This window comes from Lysobacter sp. A378 (assembly GCF_054052125.1).
Window position 1 is genome coordinate 147,080 of the sequence record NZ_JBSVRK010000003.1, and the last position, 17,897, is coordinate 164,976.

The window sequence follows — 17,897 nt, forward strand, 5'->3', positions numbered from 1 at the left end:
CAATGGCGGTGGCATTGACCCGCGCCGTGCCGGCTCGCAACGAAGCGTTACTGGCCGATACCGACGGCTGCTACCACTGTGGCGAAGTCTTGCCTGCCAGCCCGGCACGGGTCGATCTGGACGGGGCAACGCGCAGGTTCTGCTGCGACGGCTGCGCCGCCGCCGCGCAGTGGATCCGCGAAGCCGACCTGGGCGACTACTACCGGCTGCGCAGCGAACACGCCGGCCGGGTCGGTGTCGAACCGGTCGACCTGTCGGTGTGGGACCGCGACGAGCTGCTGTCCGAGCATGCCCACGACATCGACGGCGGCCGCGAGATCACCCTGCTTACCGACGGCATGCGCTGCGCGGCTTGCGCGTGGTTGATCGACCGCGTGCTGGCGCGCGAGCCGGGCGTGCTGGAGGCCGGCGCCAACGCCGTCACCGGTCGTATCCGGTTGGCCTGGGATCCACGGCTCACCAACCTGTCGCAACCGTTGCAACGCCTGGTCACCCTGGGCTACCGGCCCTACCTGGCCAGCGGCGAGGCGCGCGAGCGTGCCCAGCGGGCACAACGCAACCGTGACTTGATCCGGATTGGCGTCGCCGGACTGGGCTCGATGCAGGCCATGATGCTGGCCGGCTCGCTGTACCTGGACACCAACGGCAGCATGCCGCTGCCGACCCGCGACTTCTTCCGTTGGCTGACCTTCCTGGTGTCCACCCCGGTGGTGTTCTACGCCGGCTGGCCGTTCATCGCCGGCGCCTGGCGCGAGTTGCGCCATCGCCAGCTGGGCATGGACACACTGATCGCCGGCTCCACCCTGCTGGCCTACTTCGCCAGCGTGGTCGGCACCATCCGCGGCAGCGAGCATGTCTGGTACGACGCGGCGGTGATGTTCGTATTCCTGTTGCTGGTCGCGCGGATGCTGGAGCAGCGTGCGCGCCGGATTGCCAGTGCCCAGGTCGATGCATTGGCGCGGGCACGCCCCGCATTCGCGACCCGCGAGTTGGCCGACGGCAGTCGCGAATCGATTCCACTGGCCGCGCTGGCGGTCGATGATGTCGCCTGCGTGGCGGCCGGCGAAGTGGTGCCGGCCGATGGCGAATTGCTTGATGGCCACGCCCGCTTCGAGGAAGCGCTGCTGACTGGCGAATCCAGCCCGGTCGACAAACAGGCCGGCGCAACCGTGTACGCGGGCACCGTCTGCCGCGAACGGCCGGCGCGGTTGCGGGTGACCCGGACCGGCAGCGCCACCCGCCTGTCGCAACTGGCGCGGCTGGTCGAGCAGGCCCAGTCGCAACGGCCGGCACTCGCACGTGCCGCCGAGCGCATCGCCCACTATTTCGTCGCCGCGCTGCTGGTCGCTGCGGTGATGGTCTACTTCGGCTGGCGCGCCTACGACCCCTCTCGCGCGTTCGAAGTCACCCTCGCCCTGCTGGTGATCAGCTGCCCGTGCGCGTTGTCGCTCGCGGTGCCAACGGCACTGACCGCCGCCCATGGCGCGCTGGCCCGGATCGGCGTGCTGGCGGTGCGCGAGAACGCCCTGGATCGACTCGCCAAGGTCACCGACATAGTGTTCGACAAGACCGGCACGCTCAGCGATGGGCGCCCGGTGCTGGCGGGCATCGAGACCTTCGGCGGCATCGACCGTGATCACGCCCTGCGCATCGCCGCCGCGCTGGAACGCGACAGCGGCCATCCGATCGCATTGGCGTTTGCCGCGGTCGCCGATGCGCCGCATGCCCGCGACGTGCAGGCGGTCCCGGGCCAGGGCATCGAAGGCGTCGTCGATGGCGAACGCTGGCGGCTGGGCCAGGCCGGCTTTGCCGCCAGCACCGAGGATGACGGACGGCTGTGGCTCGGCAACGGCAAACGTGCGGCGGCACGGTTCCAGCTGGCGGAGTCGGAGCGCACCGATGCGCGCGCCGCCGTGTCGCTGCTGGGCAACCAGGGACTCACGGTGCACCTGTCCAGCGGCGACGCCGCCGAGCCGGTGCGGGGTTTCGCACAACGGGTGGGGATCGACCAGGCGCATGCGCGGCAGTCCCCGGAGGACAAACTCGCCTTCGTTCGCGAGCTGCAACAACGTGGCCGCGCGGTGGCGATGGTCGGCGACGGGCTCAACGACGCACCGGTACTGGCCGGTGCGGATGTATCGCTGGCGATCGGAGAAGGCGCGGCACTCGCCCAGCGCGCCGCCGACCTGGTGCTGACGGGGCACTCGCTGACACGTGTGCCCGAGGCAATCGCGATTGCCCGCCGCACCCGTCGGGTCATCCGCCAGAACATCAGCTGGGCATTGGGCTATAACCTGCTGGCACTGCCCTTGGCCGCCGCCGGCATGGTCACGCCGTGGATCGCCGCGCTGGGGATGGCGGTGTCATCACTGATCGTCACCGCCAACGCGTTGCGGCTGACCCGGTCGCCTGCACCGGGCGACGCGCCGACACCTGCCCTGGCCACCGCGGACCTGCACCCATGAACATCCTGCTGTTCCTGATCCCCGTCAGCATGTTGGCCCTGGGCGTGGCGCTGTGGGCGTTCATCTGGGCGGTCAAGCGTGGCCAGTTCGAGGACCTGGATACCCCGGCACTGGATATCCTGCGCGAGGACGAGCACGACCGCGTCGCACCCTTGCCACCTCCGGCCACTGGCACCGCTGATGATATCGATATCGATGCTGTCGCGCCGGCAGACGGCCGCCGTACCGGCGACGGCCGGCAAGCTGACTGACCATGCCGATTGACTGGCTCACCCTCGGCGCCGCCCTGCTCACCGGACTCATGGGCGGCGTGCATTGCGCGGCGATGTGCGGCGGCATTGCCACCGGGTTCTCGGCGATGGGGCCGAAGGCCAGCTGGAAGTATGCGATCGAACCAAACCTGGGCCGGGTGCTTGGCTACACTGCGGCCGGCGCGATTGCGGGCGGCATCGGTCACGGCATCGTCGACCTGGCCCGGCTGGATTGGCTGGCGTGGGGGTTGCGCGCTGCGGTCGGACTGGTCCTGATCGTGGTCGCGGCGCGGCTGCTGGATCGCAAGGGCCGGCTGGCGTTCCTGTCCGGGCCGGGCACCGGCGCGCTGTGGTCGAAACTGCGACCGTTGCAACGGCGGCTGCTGCCCGCCAACACCAGCGCAAAACGGATCGGGCTGGGCATGTTGTGGGGCTGGATGCCATGCGGCCTGAGCACCACCATGCTGGCCGCAGCGTGGCTGCAGGCCGATGCTCGCAACGGTGCGTTGACGATGGCCGCGTTTGGCCTTGGCACACTGCCGTTGATGGTGTCGCTGACCTGGTCCGGGGCGCGGTTGGGCCAGCGCCTGCAGCGTGGCGGCTGGCGGCTGGGCGCGGGCTTGCTGGTACTGGCGGCGGGCCTGTTGACGCTGGCCTCGCCGTGGCTGATGCAGGTGCCGGCGATGCATGGCCTGCTGTCTGCGCTGGGCTGCCTGCCGCGCGCGACCTGAGTCCGTCCCCGCCGCACCAATACCGCCCGAGCACCAACCGCGGCGATACAATGACGCATGGATATCTTCAAGATTTTTACCCTGGAGGCTGCGCATCGCCTGCCCAACGTTCCCGAAGGACACAAGTGCGCGCGCCTGCACGGCCACTCCTTCCGGGTCGAAATCCACCTGGAAGGCGAGCCTGGTGCGGAAACCGGCTGGGTGGTCGACTTTGCCGACGTCAAAGCCGCCTTCCAGCCGCTGTACGACCAGCTCGACCACAACTACCTCAACGACATCGAGGGTCTCGACAACCCGACCAGCGAGCGCATCGCGATATGGATCTGGGATCGGCTCAAACCCGCCTTGCCATTGTTGAGTGAAGTGGTGGTGCACGAGACCTGCACGTCGGGCTGCCGGTACCGGGGGTAAAAGCTGAACGATATTCAGCTTGCGGATTGATCGATGTTGCATCGCAACATATGGGCAGTTATGCTGCAACGCACAAATCGACAAATCTCTTGTCGACGCCAGCAGGAGCCTCCCGCCATGTACCAGCAATTCAACGAGCAGTTCGCCGCCGCCACGCGTCAGTTCGCGGATGCCGCGGCCCAGGTCAACCGCCTCGCGATCGAAAATGTCGAAGCCGTATTCGGCCTGCAGATGGCCGCGATCGAAGACCGCGCCAATGCCACCTTTGCGTTCCTCGGTGAAGCCGCCGAAGTGCGCGACGCCGACGGCCTCAAGAAGATCTGGCCGAAGGGCGTGCAGGTCGCCCGCGAGAACGTCGAGCGCGGCGTCGCCATTGGCCAGGAAGTGATCGGCCGCACCACCAAGGCCAATGAGCAGATCAGCGACATCACCAAGTCGCAGCTCGAAGCCACCGCCAAGACCACCCAGGCCAATGCCGAGAAAGTCGCCAAGGCCGTGACCGAGAAGGCCGAGTCGTTCACCAAGGGTGCGACCAAGGCTTCCAAGTCCAAGTAAGTCTCTCTCTCCAGCTACGGCCGGAACACGAAACCCGGAAGCGCAGGCTTCCGGGTTTTTTGTTGCCCGCCGATCAGGCCGGGAGCACGGTATCGGGCAGTTGCAGGTGCCCGGCCAGGGCAGCGGGATCAGGCTGGGGTCGATGGGGCAATCGTCCCCAGCACGGCATTGGCAGGCGATCGCACAGCGTCTGGAAGTTGTCGTCGATGCGCGCCATCGCCGGATCCACTTCATTGGCGATCCAGCCCAGCAATGGCACGCCATCGGCCTGGATCGCCCGCACGCTCAGCCGCGCATGGTTGATGCAACCCAGCCGCAGACCCACGACCAGCACGACCGGCAGGTCCAGCGCGCGGACCAGGTCGAGCTGATCCAGCCGTGCCGACAACGGCGCGGCCCAGCCGCCGACGCCTTCGACCACCACCGTGTCGGCCTGCGCCGCCAGCCGCGCATGGGCGTCCAGCAACGGTGCCAGTTGCAACTCGACGCCCTCATCGCGCAACGCCAGTTCGGGCGCAATCGGCGATTGCAGTGCAAACGGATTGATGTCGGCATACGCCGGTCGCGGGTCACTGGCGGCCTGTAACAACAAGGCGTCCTCGTTGCGCCAGGCACCGTCAATGAACCCACAACCGCTGGCCACCGGTTTCATCCCGACCGCGCGCCGGCCGCGTGCGCGCAAGGCGTGCAGCAAACTCGCGCTGGCGACGGATTTTCCCACCCCGGTGTCGGTACCGGTGACATAGAAACTACGGATATCCATGGCCACATGGTAGTCCCGGCCCACCGACATCACCGCTGCTAGACTGGAACCATGTTCAATCCCACCTCTCTGTCCGGCAGCAAGCCGGAACAATATGCCGACCTTGCGGCCCAGGTCCGCGCCCTGCTCGCTGGCGAGCGCGACCGGATCGCCAATGCGGCCAATTTGTCGGCGCTGGTGTATCACGCACTGCCGGCGCTGAACTGGGTCGGATTTTATTTTTTCGATGGTCGCGAACTGGTGGTCGGGCCATTCCAGGGCCAGCCGGCCTGCGTGCGCATCGCGCTCGACAGGGGCGTGTGTGGCGCGGCGGCATCCACTCGCAAGACCCAACGCGTTGCCGACGTCAATGAATTCGAAGGCCATGTGGCCTGCGACTCGGCCTCGCGATCGGAACTGGTGGTCCCGCTGTTTCGCGGCGATGAGCTGATCGGCGTGTTCGATATCGACAGCCCGCAGACGAACCGCTTCGACGCGGACGACCAAGTCGGGATGGAAGCCATTGCACGGATATTCCTGGAGTCGCTGGAATGAAGGAGAAGCTGCGCAATATCGGGCCCAAATCCAGTGCCTGGTTGCGGCAGGTCGGCCTGCACAGCCGCGACGAGCTGGTCGAACTCGGTCCGGTCGAGGCATTCATGCGGGTCAAGCGCGCGGGTTTCAAACCGACCCTCAACCTGCTCTATTCCCTCGAGGGCGCGCTGCTGGATTGCCATTGGCAGGATATTCCCGAACAACGCCGCGACCAGTTGGTCGCCGCCGCCGAAGCGGCCACCGGCCAGTTGCCGCCGCCCCGGCACAGTCCACCGGCCGGCCCGGTCACCACGACCGTGTTGACCGCCGACACTGTGCCCGCCAGGCCCGACCCGGACGCGCCCTATCGGCGCAACTACTGAGCCGCCGCGTTGCCGCCACCCTTTGCGCTGGCCACCGCCGATCGCTTAGACTGCGCACGCTTCGAGGTGACCCGGCGGCGTCCTGCCAAGGGGTTGAAACGGGAAGCCGGTGACACCGCCAACGCGGTCACCCCGGCACTGCCCCCGCAACGGTAAGCGAGCCCAGCCGCGGCTCACCGCCACTGTGTGGCAAGTCTCCTGGGACTTGCAGGCATTCATCAAGAATGCTGCATGGGAAGGCGCCACGGCCGGTGTCGACAACGACACCACTCGCGAGTCCGGAGACCGGCCTGGATGCAGGGTTTCGACCCACTATTGGTTGCGATGCGGCGGGCATTGCGGCGACAACGCCGGTGCCCGTCCGACCGTTTTCGCAACAACTCCCCTCCAAGCAGCTTCCCCAAGCCCGGCACGGCGATTTCCGTGCGCGTTGGAGAACCATCGATGCAGTCCCGTTCGCTGTCCCTGGCCGTTGCGGCCGTTCTTGTCCTGCCTGTTGCCGCCTTGACGGGGCCGGCCCACGCCGCCGGCGCGCCCCTGCTCGAAGCCGCTCCGCAATCGGCCACCGATCTCGATGGCGTGGTGGTCACCGCCACCCGTACCGCGATCGACGTCGACACCGCACTTGCTCCGGTCGAGGTGATCGACCGCGCCGAGATCGAGCGCAGCCAGGCCCGTTCGCTGCCGGACCTGCTGCGCGGCCGCGCCGGCGTGTCGATGTCCAACCAGGGTGGCGCCGGCAAGCTGACGACGCTGTTCCTGCGCGGCAGCGAGTCCGACCACGTCGTGGTGCTGGTCGACGGCATCCGGATCGGGTCTGCCACCTCCGGCCTGGTGTCGCTGCAGAACCTGCCGCTGGCGCTGGTCGAACGGGTCGAGATCGTCCGCGGGCCGCGCTCCAGCCTGTACGGCAGCGAGGCGATCGGCGGAGTGATCCAGATCTTTACCCGTCGCGTTGGCGATGCCCCGGGCTACGCGCCGCGCCTGCACGTCGGCGGCGGCAGCCACGGCGCGCATGAGTACGGCGTCGGTTTCGGCGGACGCAACGAGCGCACCTGGTTCGGTGTCGATTACCAGTTCCAGCGTACCGAGGGCTTCAACGCGTGCAGCGTCGCCGCCCCGGACCCGTTCGCTGCTGGATGCTTCATCGCCGCGCCGGAACCCGACCTGGACGGCTACATCCAGAACGCGCTGGCATTGCGCGGCGGCATCGACCTCAACGACGCCTGGCAACTCAGCGCGGTGGCCTTGCGCAGCGAGGGGGAGAACGACTTCGATGGCGACTTCACCAACCGCTCCGAGACCGTGCAGCAGGTGGTCGGGGGCAGCGTGCGCTGGCGACCGTCCGACACCCTGCAGTTGAAGCTGACTGCCGGCCGCAACGTCGATGCCTCCGAGCAGTTCAAGGACAGCGTCAACCTCGGCAATTTCGACACCGACCGCGACAGTGCCAGCCTGCAGGGCGACTTTGGCATCGGCGAGCAGCAGGCCATCACCGCCGGCGTCGACTGGCTGCGCGACCGGGTCGCCGGCAGCACCACCTATGACGAGAGCGAGCGCGGCAACCGTGCCGCGTTCGCGCAGTACCAGGGACGCTTCGGCGCGCAGTCGCTGCAGGCCAGCGTGCGCCGCGACGACAACGACCAGTTCGGCGGCCACACCACCGGCAGCGCGGCCTGGGGCATCGATTTCTCCGATAACTGGCGGCTCAGTGCCGGCTACGGCACCGCGTTCAAGGCGCCTACCTTCAACGAGTTGTACTACCCGTTTTTCGGCAATGCCGAGCTGCGTCCAGAAGAATCGAAGAGCGCCGAACTCGGCCTGGGCTGGAGTGGCGACCGCTTCGATGTCCGCCTCGACGCGTTCCAGACCACCGTCGACGACCTGATCGCGTTCGATGCCGCTATCGGCTTGCCCAACAACATTGATCGCGCACGCATGCGCGGCGCCGAACTCGGCATCGACACCGAGCTCGCACAGTGGCAGGTGGCCGCCAGCGTCAGCTTCCTGGACACCGAGAGCCTGACCGGCTTCCAGGCCGGCAACGACCTGCCACGCCGCGCCCGCGAGAGTGCCCGTCTCGACCTCGACCGCGCGTTCGGCGACTTCCGCATCGGCCTGACCGGCATCGCCGAAGGCGCGCGTTTCGACGACGTCGCCAACACCCGCCGCCTGCCCGGCTACGCGACTCTCGACCTGCGCGCCGAATACGCGTTGACCAATGTGCTGACCCTGCAGGGCCGGCTGGCCAACGTGTTCGACCGCGACTACGAGACCACCTCGTTCTACAACCAGCCGGGGCGCGAGTGGTTCGTGACCTTGCGTTACGCGCCCGCGCAGTAGGTCCAGGGAAAGCCTGAACACCCCCGCTGTCGCCGGTCATCCCCGCGAAGGCGGTCGTCCCCGCTTTCGCCGGTCGTCCCCGCTTTCGCCGGTCATTCCCGCTATCGCCCGTCATCCCCGCGAAGGCGGGGATCCATGGACCTGGATTCTCAAGCACTTAACGTCCATGAATGACCAGCCCTTTGGGCTGTTGTGGAGCGCTTCCCGCCTTCGCGGGAATGACGGCGGTTGTTACTCCACCGTCACCGACTTGGCCAGGTTTCTCGGCTTGTCCACGTCGGTACCGCGTGCCAATGCCACGTGGTAAGCGAGCAGTTGCACAGGGATGGTGTGGATCACCGGCGAGAGCACGCCGACGTGGCGGGGGGCGCGGATGACGTGGACACCCTCGGAGGGGCCGAACTGGCTTTCCTCGTCGGTGAACACGAACAGCTCGCCGCCGCGGGCGCGGACTTCCTGCATGTTGGACTTCACCTTCTCCAGCAGGCTGTCGTTGGGGGCGATCACCACCACCGGCATGTCCGCGGTCACCAGTGCCAGCGGGCCGTGCTTGAGCTCGCCGGCGGGGTAGGCCTCGGCGTGGATGTAGGAGATTTCCTTGAGCTTGAGCGCGCCTTCCAGGGCGATCGGGTAGTGCACGCCGCGGCCGAGGAACAGTGCATGTTCCTTGGGGGCAAACCGCTCGGACCAGGCGATGATCTGCGGCTCCAGGTTGAGCGCGTGCTGGACACTGCCGGGCAGGTGGCGCAAGGCGTCGAGGTACCCGGCCTCGCGGGCCTCGTCGAGGCGCCCCTGCAGCTTGGCCAGGGTCGCGGTCAAGGTGAACAGCGCGACCAGCTGGGTGGTGAAGGCCTTGGTCGAGGCGACGCCGATCTCGGCGCCGGCGCGGGTGTAGTAGACCAGCCGGCTGGCGCGCGGAATGGCGCTCTCAGGCACGTTGCAGATCGACAGGGTCTTATCGTGGCCGAGCGACTTGGCGTATTTCAGCGCCTCCATCGTGTCCAGCGTCTCGCCCGACTGCGACAGGGTGATGATCAGGTGCTTCGGGTTGGCTACCGCGTCGCGGTAGCGGTACTCGCTGGCAATCTCCACCGAGCACGGCAGCCCGGCGATCGCCTCGATCCAGTAACGCGCGGTCAGGCCGGCGTAGTAGCTGGTGCCGCAGGCGAGGATCTGCACGCCTTCGACGCCGGCCAGCACTTCCGCCGCGTCCGCACCGAACAACTCCGGCGAGAAGCCGTCGGCGTCGATTACCCCTTCGATGGTGTCGGCGATCGCGCGCGGCTGTTCGTGGATCTCCTTCTGCATGAAGTGGCTGTAGGGGCCGAGCTCCAGCGACGCCAGCGACACGTCCGACAAGTGCACCTCACGCTCGACCGGTGCGTGGTCGGGGCCAAATACCTGCACCGCATCGCGGGTGATCTCGGCGGTGTCGCCTTCTTCCAGGAAGATGACCTTGCGGGTCGCCTGCAGGATCGCGGAGACGTCGCTGGCGATGAAGTTCTCGCCCTCGCCCACCCCGATCAGCAGCGGGCAACCCATGCGTGCGGCGATCAGGCGGTGCGGTTCCTTGCGGCTGACCACGGCCAACGCGTAAGCACCGTGCAACTCCTGCACCGCGGCCTGCACCGCGTGCAGCAGATCCTTGCCTTGGGTGAGGAAGGAATGGATCAAATGGGCGATGACCTCGGTGTCGGTCTGGGACTCGAACTCGTAGCCCATCGCGATGAGTTTTTCGCGCTGCTGGTCGTGGTTCTCGATGATGCCGTTGTGCACCAGCGCGACGCCGTGGCTGACATGCGGATGCGCGTTGGCTTCGGTCACTCCGCCATGGGTCGCCCATCGGGTGTGGCCGATGCCGAGCTGGGCGTGGAAGCCCTCGGCCAGGGCGGCACCTTCCATCTGTGCGACCCGGCCGGTACGGCGCACCCGGCGCACATCCTGACCGTCGATCACGGCAATGCCGGCCGAGTCGTAGCCGCGGTACTCCAACCGCTTCAGGCCTTCGATCAGGACCGGAACCACATCACGATCCGCGATCGCACCGACAATTCCACACATGGCTAGAACTCCTGCAGGTAGCGGCACAGTTTAGCCGGGACCGGGCCGGAATATTGGCCGGGGCTTTATCACCCCACGGTCGTCCGGCCGGACGCGGAAGACCGTCCGCCGGACGCCAAGCGACGATGCATTTCGTTTTGATATCAATTGGTTACGCGTTGGCATGGAACCTGCGTGAGTGTTGGTAATCACCCAAGGCGAATCCATGAGCATCCGCGACACCTCCGCGCAGGACCAACCCGTTTCCAGTGCTTCCGGACAGGCGCGCAAGCGTCGCAACCGGTTGCTGGCCGTCGTCGCCGCAATTGCCGTCGTGTTGCTGGTTGTCTGGCTGGTATCGAGCTGGAGCGCGGGCAGCCGGTCGTACGACGCTGGCCGCGTGCGTATTGCCGAGGTCACCCGCGGCGACCTGGTGCGTGACATCTCCGCCGACGGCCGGGTGATCGCCGCCAACAGCCCGACCCTGTACGCGATCGCCGGCGGCACCGTCACCCTGGACGTGGTTGCCGGCGATGTGGTGAAGAAGGGCGCCGTGCTGGCGGTGATCGACAGCCCCGAGCTGCTCAGCGAGTTGGCCCAGGAGGAGGCGACACTGGCCAGTCTGGAGGCCGAGGCCAGCCGCGCCACGCTGGATGCGCAGATCGCACGCTCCGCCGCACGCCAGAACCTTGATCAGGCCGGCATTGATCGCCAGGCCGCCGAGCGTGACCTGCAGCGCAACCAGCACGGCTACGACGGCGGTGCGGTCGCGCAGATCGATGTCGCCCGGGCGCAGGACGACCTCAAGAAGGCCGAGATTGGCCTGGACCATGCGCGCCGCGAGTTCACCCTGCAAGGCAAGGGCGCCGGGCTGGACAGCCGCAACAAGCAACTGCTTGCCGACCGCCAGCGCGCGGTCGTGTCCGAGTTGCAACGCCAGGTGGATCTGCTGACCTTGCGGGCGCCGTTCGATGGCCAGGTCGGGCAGGTGCTGGTGGACCAGCGTGCCAACGTCGCCGCAAATGCTCCGGTGCTGGGTGTGGTCGACCTGACCCGGTTCGAAGTGGAGATCAAGGTGCCGGAAAGCTTCGCCCGCGATCTGGCCATCGGCATGCCGGCACAACTGTCCGGCGGTCGCGGCGAGTACCCGGCCAAGGTGTCATCGGTGTCGCCTGAAGTGGTCAATGGCGAGGTCACCGGCCGCCTGCGCTTCACCGACGAGCAGCCACCGGGCCTGCGCCAGAACCAGCGCATGCGCGCACGGATCCTGCTCGACACCCGCGACAACGTGCTGCAGGTCGAACGCGGACCGTTCCTTGAGCAGGGCGGCGGCACCCGCGCCTACGTGATGGACGGCGACATCGCGGTGCTGACCCAGATCCGCACCGGCGTCAGCAGCCTCGGTGCGGTCGAGATACTCGAAGGCGTACAGCCTGGCGACCGCATCGTGGTCTCCGGCGCCGACCAGTTCGGCGACGCCGAGCGCGTCGTCATCAACTAACCAATTATCACCTGCAAGGAACAATCCCATGCTCGACATGCGCCAGGTCACCAAGGTCTACCGCACCGAACTCGTCGAAACCCACGCGCTGCGATCGCTCGACCTGCACGTACGCGAAGGCGAGTTCGTCGCCGTCACCGGTCCGTCGGGCTCGGGCAAGACCACGTTCCTCAACATCGCCGGGTTGCTGGAAACCTTCAGTGCCGGCGTCTACAAGCTCGATGGCGAGGACGTAAGCACCCTGTCCGATGATGCCCGCAGCAAACTGCGCAACCAGAAAATCGGCTTCATCTTCCAGAGCTTCAACCTGATCCCGGACCTCAACCTGTTCGACAACGCCGACGTGCCATTGCGCTACCGCGGCATGCCGGCGGCCGAGCGCAAGCAGCGCATCGAGGCGGCGCTGGCGCGGGTCGGCCTGGGCTCGCGGATGAAGCACTACCCGGCTGAGTTGTCCGGCGGCCAACAGCAACGCGCCGCGATCGCACGCGCCCTGGCCGGCAGCCCGCGCCTGCTGCTGGCCGATGAGCCCACCGGCAACCTGGACTCGCAGATGGCCCGCGGCGTGCTCGAGATGCTCGAGGAAATCAACGCCGAAGGCACCACCATCGTGATGGTGACCCACGACCCGGAGCTGGCGGCACGCGCACAACGCAACGTGCATATCGTCGATGGCATGGCGACCGATATCTCGACCAACCACGGCCTGGCACGGCCGGTCGAGACAGCTCCTGCCACTGCGGGCGACTGAGGCAAGCCAATGTTCGGCTACTACCTGAATCTGGCCCTGCGCAGCTTCCGCCGCAACAAAATGATGACCGCACTGATGGTGCTGGCAATCGGTTTGGGCATTGGCGCCAGCATGACCATGCTGACCGTGTTGCACGTGATGTCCGGTGATCCGTTACCGCAACGAAGCGCGCAGCTGTATTACCCGCACATCGATCCGCTGCCTCTGGTTTTTCCTCCCAACGGTGGTTGGAATCCGGCGGACAACTTCACCTGGCCCGACGCGATGGCCCTGCTCAAGGCGGATCGCGCGCAGCATCAGGCGGCGATGTCCGGCGGCCGGGTGCTGGTACATCCTGCACAGGCCGATGCACGGCCGTTCTTCGCCGCGGGTCGATACGCCACTACAGATTTCTTCGCCATGTTCGGCGTGCCGTTCCTCCACGGACGCGGCTGGTCACAGAGCGGAGACGATGACCGCGCGCGCGTCGTGGTGCTGACGCAATCGCTGGCCCACACCCTGTTCGGCGAGACCGACGGTGTCGGCCGACTGGTGCGCCTTGGCGAAAACGACTTTCGAGTGATCGGCGTGACCACCGACTGGCAGCCGCAGCCAAAATTCTATGCCGACGCCAGCGCCAGCGCGTTCGGCCAGGCCGACCAGTTTTTCCTGCCGCTATCGACCGCACTCGATATGGATCTAGACGTGAACGGAAACATCTCCACCTGGGTCGAAGGCGATGCCGACCGCAGCGGCCCGGCGACTTCGTGGCTGCAGGTGTGGGTGCAACTTGATACGCCGGCGCAGGTCGCGGCCTACGGGCGCTTCCTGGTGGATTATTCTGCGCAACAGAAAGAGCTGGGCCGTTTCGAGCGCCCGGCAAGCAACGCCAAGCTGTACAGCCTGGTGCAATGGCTGGATCACCAGAACCTGGTGCCCAGCGACGTGCGCTTGCAGATGTGGCTGGCGCTGGGATTCCTGTTGGTGTGCCTGATCAACATCGTCGCCCTGTTGCTGGCCAAGTTCCTGCGGCGCAGCGGTGAGATCAGCGTGCGCCGCGCGCTGGGCGCGAGGCGGCGCGACATTTTTATGCAATTCGGAATGGAGTCCGCAGTGATCGGTGTGGCCGGCGGCGTGCTCGGTCTGGGGATCGCACAACTCGGGCTGTGGAGCGTGCGCCAGCGTCCGGACGACTACGCCCAGCTTGCACAAATGGATCCGGCCCTGTTACTGGGCACCGTCGGACTGGCCGTCACCGCCAGTGTTCTGGCTGGCTTGCTGCCCGCCTGGCGCGCGTGCCGCATTGCGCCGGCGCTGCAACTGAAAACCCTGTGAGGCACGCCACGATGCAACTTCGCCCCCTCGTTTCCAGTCTGCGACACCACAAACTCACCGCGAGCCTGTTGGTGCTGCAGGTGGCGTTGACCTGCGCCATCGTCTGCAACGTGGCGTTCATGATCGCCGACCGCGCCGGCCAAATGCTGCTGCCGTCCGGTGTCGCCGAGAGTGAGCTGTCGATGCTCGGCAGCACCAACATCGACCCCAATGCCAATCTGCAAGCTGCGCACAGCGCCGATCTGGCCGCGTTGCGCACCATTGCCGGCGTGCACAACGTGGTCGCGGTCAACTCGTTGCCATTGAGCGGCAGCATCGACAGTTACGGTGTCTGCGCCGACACGGACGCGATGAAGCGCGCGATGGCGACGCGTGGGATAGTCGCCGGCTGCTTCCAGGTCAGCGAATACAATGGCAGCCCCGGCGAAATTGACGCGCTTGGTCTGCAACTGGTGGCCGGGCGCGACTTCCTACCCGATGAATACGTCATCGGCGACGAGGTGCCAAGCGCCGTCGTCAGCCGCAGTCTCGCCGATGCCATGTATCCGGACGCGCAAGCCGTCGGCCAGACGATGTACACAGGCCCGAACCGCAGCGTGCGTATCGTTGGTGTGGTCGACACGTTGCTGGCACCGCGGTTGGGTAAGCCGGCGACGGATCAGCACACCATGCTGTGGCCGAAACTGCCCAATCGCAGCCGCGTAACCTACGTATTGCGCAGTGCGCCGGAAGACCGCGAACGCGTGCTGGACGAAGCGGTGAAGACCCTGACCCGAGTCAACCCGCAACGCCTGATCGACGACGACTCCGTGCGCACGTTCACGCAGATACGGGCCGACTACTTCCGCCGCGACACCGCCATGATCGGCCTGCTGCTCGCCGCGGCGCTCGGCTTGTTGTTCGTTACTGCGCTGGGGATCACCGGCCTCGCCAGCTTCTGGGTGCAGCAACGCACTCGCAACATTGGCATACGTCGCGCCGTCGGTGCCACGCGCGGGGATATCCGGCGCTATTTCCAGATCGAGAACTTCCTGATCGTCGGTGGTGGTGTTTTGGTCGGACTGGCCTTGGCCGTGCTGTTGAACCTGACCTTGATGCGCTACTACGAACTGTCACGGCTACCGCTGTACTACCTGCCAATCAGCGCAGCGATGTTGTGGGCGCTCGGCCAGCTGGCGGTGCTGGCCCCGGCCCGGCGCGCGGCGTCGGTGCCGCCGGCGATAGCGACACGCTCGGTGTTGTAAGGCGCTACCCCTTCACCCACAACCTTCCTTTCACGCACTGCCCGAGGCCACCACGATGTTCCGCAACAGCATGTTCGGCTACTACTTCGACCTCGCCTTGCGCAGCTTCCGCCGCAACAAGGTCCTCACCGCGCTGATGGTGCTGGCCATCGCGCTCGGCATCGGTGCCAGCATGACCACGCTGACGGTGTTCCATGTGTTGTCGGGCGATCCGCTGCCGGGCAAGAGCCATACGGTGTTCTATCCGCAGATCGAACCGCGCTCGATGGGCGGCTACGTCGCGGGCGAGGAGCCGTCGGATCAATGGACCCGTTTCGACGCGGAGGCGTTGCTGCGTGACGCCAAGGGTGATCGCCAGGCGATGATGTCCGGCGGCGCGGTGGCCGTCGAGCCGCAAGTCGAGGGGCTGGCGCCGTTCTACGCCAACGCGCGCTACACCTCGGCTGACTTCTTCTCCATGTTCGAGTTGCCGTTCGCCCAGGGCAAGGGCTGGGGCGCCGCCGAGGATGCCGCCGATGCGCGGGTCGTGGTGATCTCCGGGCCTCTCAACGAGAAGTTGTTCGGCGGCGGCAACAGCGTCGGCAAGACCATCCAGTTGGACCAGCTGACGTTCCAGGTGATCGGCGTCCTCGACGAATGGCGACCGACGCCGCGCTACTACGACCTGACCAATGCCCGCTATGGCGAGGCCGAGCAGGTGTTCCTCCCCTTCTCCACCTCGCGCGCGCTGGAATTGATCACCCGCGGCAATATGAACTGTTGGGACCCCGCCGGCGGTGCCGCCCAGGATGGCGACAATTACTCGATCAACGCCCCGTGCGCCTGGATCCAGTACTGGGTCGAACTGGAGACCCCGGAGAAGGTCGAAGCGTACCAGCGCTACTTGACGAATTATTCCGATCAGCAGCGCGCCGCGGGCCGCTTCGAGCGCCCGACCAACGTGCGCCTGCGCGACGTGATGGGCTGGCTGGACTACAACGGCGTCGTGCCCGGCGACGTGCGCCTGCAGGTGTGGCTGGCGATGGGCTTCCTGCTGGTGTGCCTGGTCAATACCGTCGGCCTGCTGCTGGCCAAGTTCCTGCGCCGCTCCACCGAGATCGGCGTGCGCCGGGCGCTGGGGGCCTCGCGTCGCGCGATCTTCGCCCAGTGTCTGGTCGAGGCCGGGACGATTGGCCTGGCCGGCGGCGTGCTCGGTCTGGGGCTCGCGCTGCTGGGGTTGTGGGCGGTTCGCCAGCAACCGACCGGTTACGCCGAGCTCGCCCAATTGGACCCGGCCATGCTGCTGCTCACGTTCGTCATCGCGGTCGTCGCGAGCCTGCTGGCCGGCATGTTGCCGGCCTGGCGCGCCTGCCAGATCGCCCCCGCCATCCAGCTCAAGAGTCAGTGAGGCACACCATGGCCGATATCCGCCCCATCCTGTCGACCCTGCGTCGGCACAAGACCGCCGCCGCGCTGATCGTGCTCGAGGTCGCGCTCAGCTGCGCGATCATCTGCAACGCGGTATTCCTGATCAACGACCGGCTGCAGCGCATGGACCAGCCGAGCGGACTGGTCGAGTCCGAGATCGTCCGGCTGCAGCTGGCCGGTATCGGCCGCGACGACAACGCCGAGGCACTCAGCCGCGCGGACGTCACCGCATTGAGCGCCATTCCCGGGGTCAAGTCCGCCGCGCTGACCAACCAGCTGCCATTCGGCAACTCCTCGTGGAACAGCTCGGTCAACCTGATGGCGGACCAGCAGGTCCCAACCCTCAATGCCGCAACCTACCTGGGTGACGAGCAATTGCTGGAAACGCTCGGCCTGCGCCTGGTGGCCGGCCGCGACTTCAACCCCGACGAGTACATCGACTGGGAGGCGTTCAACACGCCGAACTCGGGCATCCAGGCGCACTCGGTAATCCTCTCCCGCGCGGTCGCCGAGCGGCTGTACCCGGGGGAGAACGCCATCGGCAAGCGGCTCTATACCTGGGGCAAGGATCCGATCCGGGTAGTCGGCGTGGTCGATTATCTGATCAGGCCCAATGAACAGGGCGGCTCATCGGAGGTCCAGCTGTCGCTGATCCTGCCGATCCGTGTGCCGTTCACGCTGGGCAGCAACTACGTGCTGCGCACCGATCCGGATCGACGCGAAGAAGTGCTCAAGGCCGCGGTGGCGACGCTCGAACAGGCCAATCCGAACCGGATCCTGATGGACCACGAGACCATGGAAAAGAGCCGCGCCGACTATTACGCGGCCGACCGTGCCATGGCCTGGTTACTGGCCGCCGTCATCATCGGCCTGCTGGTGGTGACCGCACTGGGCATCGTCGGGCTGGCCAGTTTCTGGGTGCAGCAGCGCACCAAGCAGATCGGCGTGCGCCGTGCACTGGGCGCAACCCGCGGCCAGATCCTGCGCTACTTCCAGACCGAGAACTTCATCCTTGCCACGGTCGGCATCGTGATCGGAATGGCGCTGGCCTACGGCATCAACCTGATGCTGATGGAGCGTTACGAGCTGGCGCGGCTACCGGCGATCTACCTGCCGGTCGGCGCGATCGCGCTATGGCTGCTGGGGCAGATCGCGGTGTTCGGGCCGGCCCGGCGCGCGGCCGCGGTGCCGCCGGCGGTGGCCACGCGCAGCGTTTGACTGCGGC

General features: G+C 66.8%; 16 protein-coding genes and 1 riboswitch. Of the genes, 14 read left to right on the forward strand and 2 right to left on the reverse strand.

Features of this window, described 5'->3' with window-relative positions; all coding sequences use genetic code 11:
• The first annotated feature begins 2 nt into the window (after nucleotides 1-2).
• The 5 genes from ACW7G1_RS12130 (at nucleotide 3) to ACW7G1_RS12150 (ending at nucleotide 4,413) form a co-directional block, all read left to right on the forward strand.
• Entirely contained in the window at nucleotides 3-2,465 is a 2,463-nt protein-coding gene (locus ACW7G1_RS12130; protein ID WP_456980011.1) for a heavy metal translocating P-type ATPase, read from the forward strand.
• Nucleotides 2,462-2,716, forward strand: a complete 255-nt coding sequence (ccoS, locus tag ACW7G1_RS12135) for a cbb3-type cytochrome oxidase assembly protein CcoS (RefSeq protein ID WP_456980012.1) — start codon at nucleotides 2,462-2,464, stop codon at nucleotides 2,714-2,716. The genes ACW7G1_RS12130 and ccoS overlap by 4 nt, the downstream gene beginning before the upstream one ends.
• Nucleotides 2,717-2,718: 2 nt before the next feature.
• Entirely contained in the window at nucleotides 2,719-3,447 is a 729-nt protein-coding gene (locus ACW7G1_RS12140; RefSeq protein ID WP_456980013.1) for a sulfite exporter TauE/SafE family protein, read from the forward strand.
• A gap of 57 nt (nucleotides 3,448-3,504) precedes the next feature.
• On the forward strand, nucleotides 3,505-3,858 hold the full coding sequence (gene queD, locus ACW7G1_RS12145; RefSeq protein WP_456980014.1) for a 6-carboxytetrahydropterin synthase QueD: 354 nt from the start codon (nucleotides 3,505-3,507) through the stop codon (nucleotides 3,856-3,858).
• 117 nt (nucleotides 3,859-3,975) lie between these two features.
• Nucleotides 3,976-4,413: a phasin family protein gene (locus tag ACW7G1_RS12150; RefSeq protein WP_456980015.1), complete on the forward strand. Its 438-nt coding sequence runs from the start codon at nucleotides 3,976-3,978 to the stop codon at nucleotides 4,411-4,413.
• Nucleotides 4,414-4,486: 73 nt separating this feature from the next.
• On the opposite strand, the gene bioD is transcribed toward ACW7G1_RS12150, so the two are convergent.
• Complete coding sequence (gene bioD, locus ACW7G1_RS12155; RefSeq protein ID WP_456980016.1) at nucleotides 4,487-5,176, reverse strand: dethiobiotin synthase; 690 nt, start codon at nucleotides 5,174-5,176, stop codon at nucleotides 4,487-4,489.
• A 51-nt stretch (nucleotides 5,177-5,227) separates the two neighbouring features.
• Here bioD and ACW7G1_RS12160 point away from each other — a divergent pair, with 51 nt between their 5' ends.
• The 3 genes from ACW7G1_RS12160 (at nucleotide 5,228) to btuB (ending at nucleotide 8,415) form a co-directional block, all read left to right on the forward strand.
• The gene (locus tag ACW7G1_RS12160) at nucleotides 5,228-5,710 is read left to right on the forward strand and encodes a GAF domain-containing protein (RefSeq protein ID WP_456980017.1); all 483 of its coding nucleotides are present in this window, start codon (nucleotides 5,228-5,230) and stop codon (nucleotides 5,708-5,710) included.
• A complete protein-coding gene (locus ACW7G1_RS12165) occupies nucleotides 5,707-6,072 on the forward strand; it encodes a TfoX/Sxy family protein (RefSeq protein WP_456980018.1) in 366 nt (121 codons plus the stop codon). The genes ACW7G1_RS12160 and ACW7G1_RS12165 overlap by 4 nt, the downstream gene beginning before the upstream one ends.
• 47 nt (nucleotides 6,073-6,119) lie before the next feature.
• A riboswitch (cobalamin riboswitch) is annotated at nucleotides 6,120-6,380 on the forward strand.
• A gap of 136 nt (nucleotides 6,381-6,516) precedes the next feature.
• Nucleotides 6,517-8,415 (forward strand): TonB-dependent vitamin B12 receptor, encoded by a 1,899-nt coding sequence (gene btuB / locus ACW7G1_RS12170; protein WP_456980019.1) that lies wholly within the window; start codon nucleotides 6,517-6,519, stop codon nucleotides 8,413-8,415.
• A 231-nt stretch (nucleotides 8,416-8,646) separates the two neighbouring features.
• Here btuB and glmS read toward each other — a convergent pair whose 3' ends face one another.
• Entirely contained in the window at nucleotides 8,647-10,476 is a 1,830-nt protein-coding gene (gene glmS / locus ACW7G1_RS12175) for a glutamine--fructose-6-phosphate transaminase (isomerizing) (protein ID WP_456980020.1), read from the reverse strand.
• A 205-nt stretch (nucleotides 10,477-10,681) separates the two neighbouring features.
• Between glmS and ACW7G1_RS12180 the strand changes: the two genes are divergently transcribed.
• The 6 genes from ACW7G1_RS12180 to ACW7G1_RS12205 all read left to right on the forward strand — a co-directional run bounded on the left by ACW7G1_RS12180 (nucleotide 10,682) and on the right by ACW7G1_RS12205 (nucleotide 17,890).
• Nucleotides 10,682-11,956, forward strand: a complete 1,275-nt coding sequence (locus ACW7G1_RS12180; RefSeq protein ID WP_456980021.1) for an efflux RND transporter periplasmic adaptor subunit — start codon at nucleotides 10,682-10,684, stop codon at nucleotides 11,954-11,956.
• Between the two features lie 28 nt (nucleotides 11,957-11,984).
• Nucleotides 11,985-12,707 (forward strand): ABC transporter ATP-binding protein, encoded by a 723-nt coding sequence (locus ACW7G1_RS12185; protein WP_456980022.1) that lies wholly within the window; start codon nucleotides 11,985-11,987, stop codon nucleotides 12,705-12,707.
• Nucleotides 12,708-12,716: 9 nt separating this feature from the next.
• On the forward strand, nucleotides 12,717-14,021 hold the full coding sequence (locus ACW7G1_RS12190; protein ID WP_456980023.1) for an ABC transporter permease: 1,305 nt from the start codon (nucleotides 12,717-12,719) through the stop codon (nucleotides 14,019-14,021).
• Between the two features lie 11 nt (nucleotides 14,022-14,032).
• A complete protein-coding gene (locus ACW7G1_RS12195) occupies nucleotides 14,033-15,265 on the forward strand; it encodes an ABC transporter permease (protein ID WP_456980024.1) in 1,233 nt (410 codons plus the stop codon).
• A gap of 70 nt (nucleotides 15,266-15,335) precedes the next feature.
• Nucleotides 15,336-16,652 carry an ABC transporter permease gene (locus ACW7G1_RS12200; protein WP_456980149.1) on the forward strand — a complete coding sequence of 439 codons (1,317 nt, stop codon included), beginning with the start codon at nucleotides 15,336-15,338 and terminating at the stop codon, nucleotides 16,650-16,652.
• 8 nt (nucleotides 16,653-16,660) lie between these two features.
• Complete coding sequence (locus tag ACW7G1_RS12205; RefSeq protein WP_456980025.1) at nucleotides 16,661-17,890, forward strand: ABC transporter permease; 1,230 nt, start codon at nucleotides 16,661-16,663, stop codon at nucleotides 17,888-17,890.
• Nucleotides 17,891-17,897 lie beyond the last annotated feature (7 nt).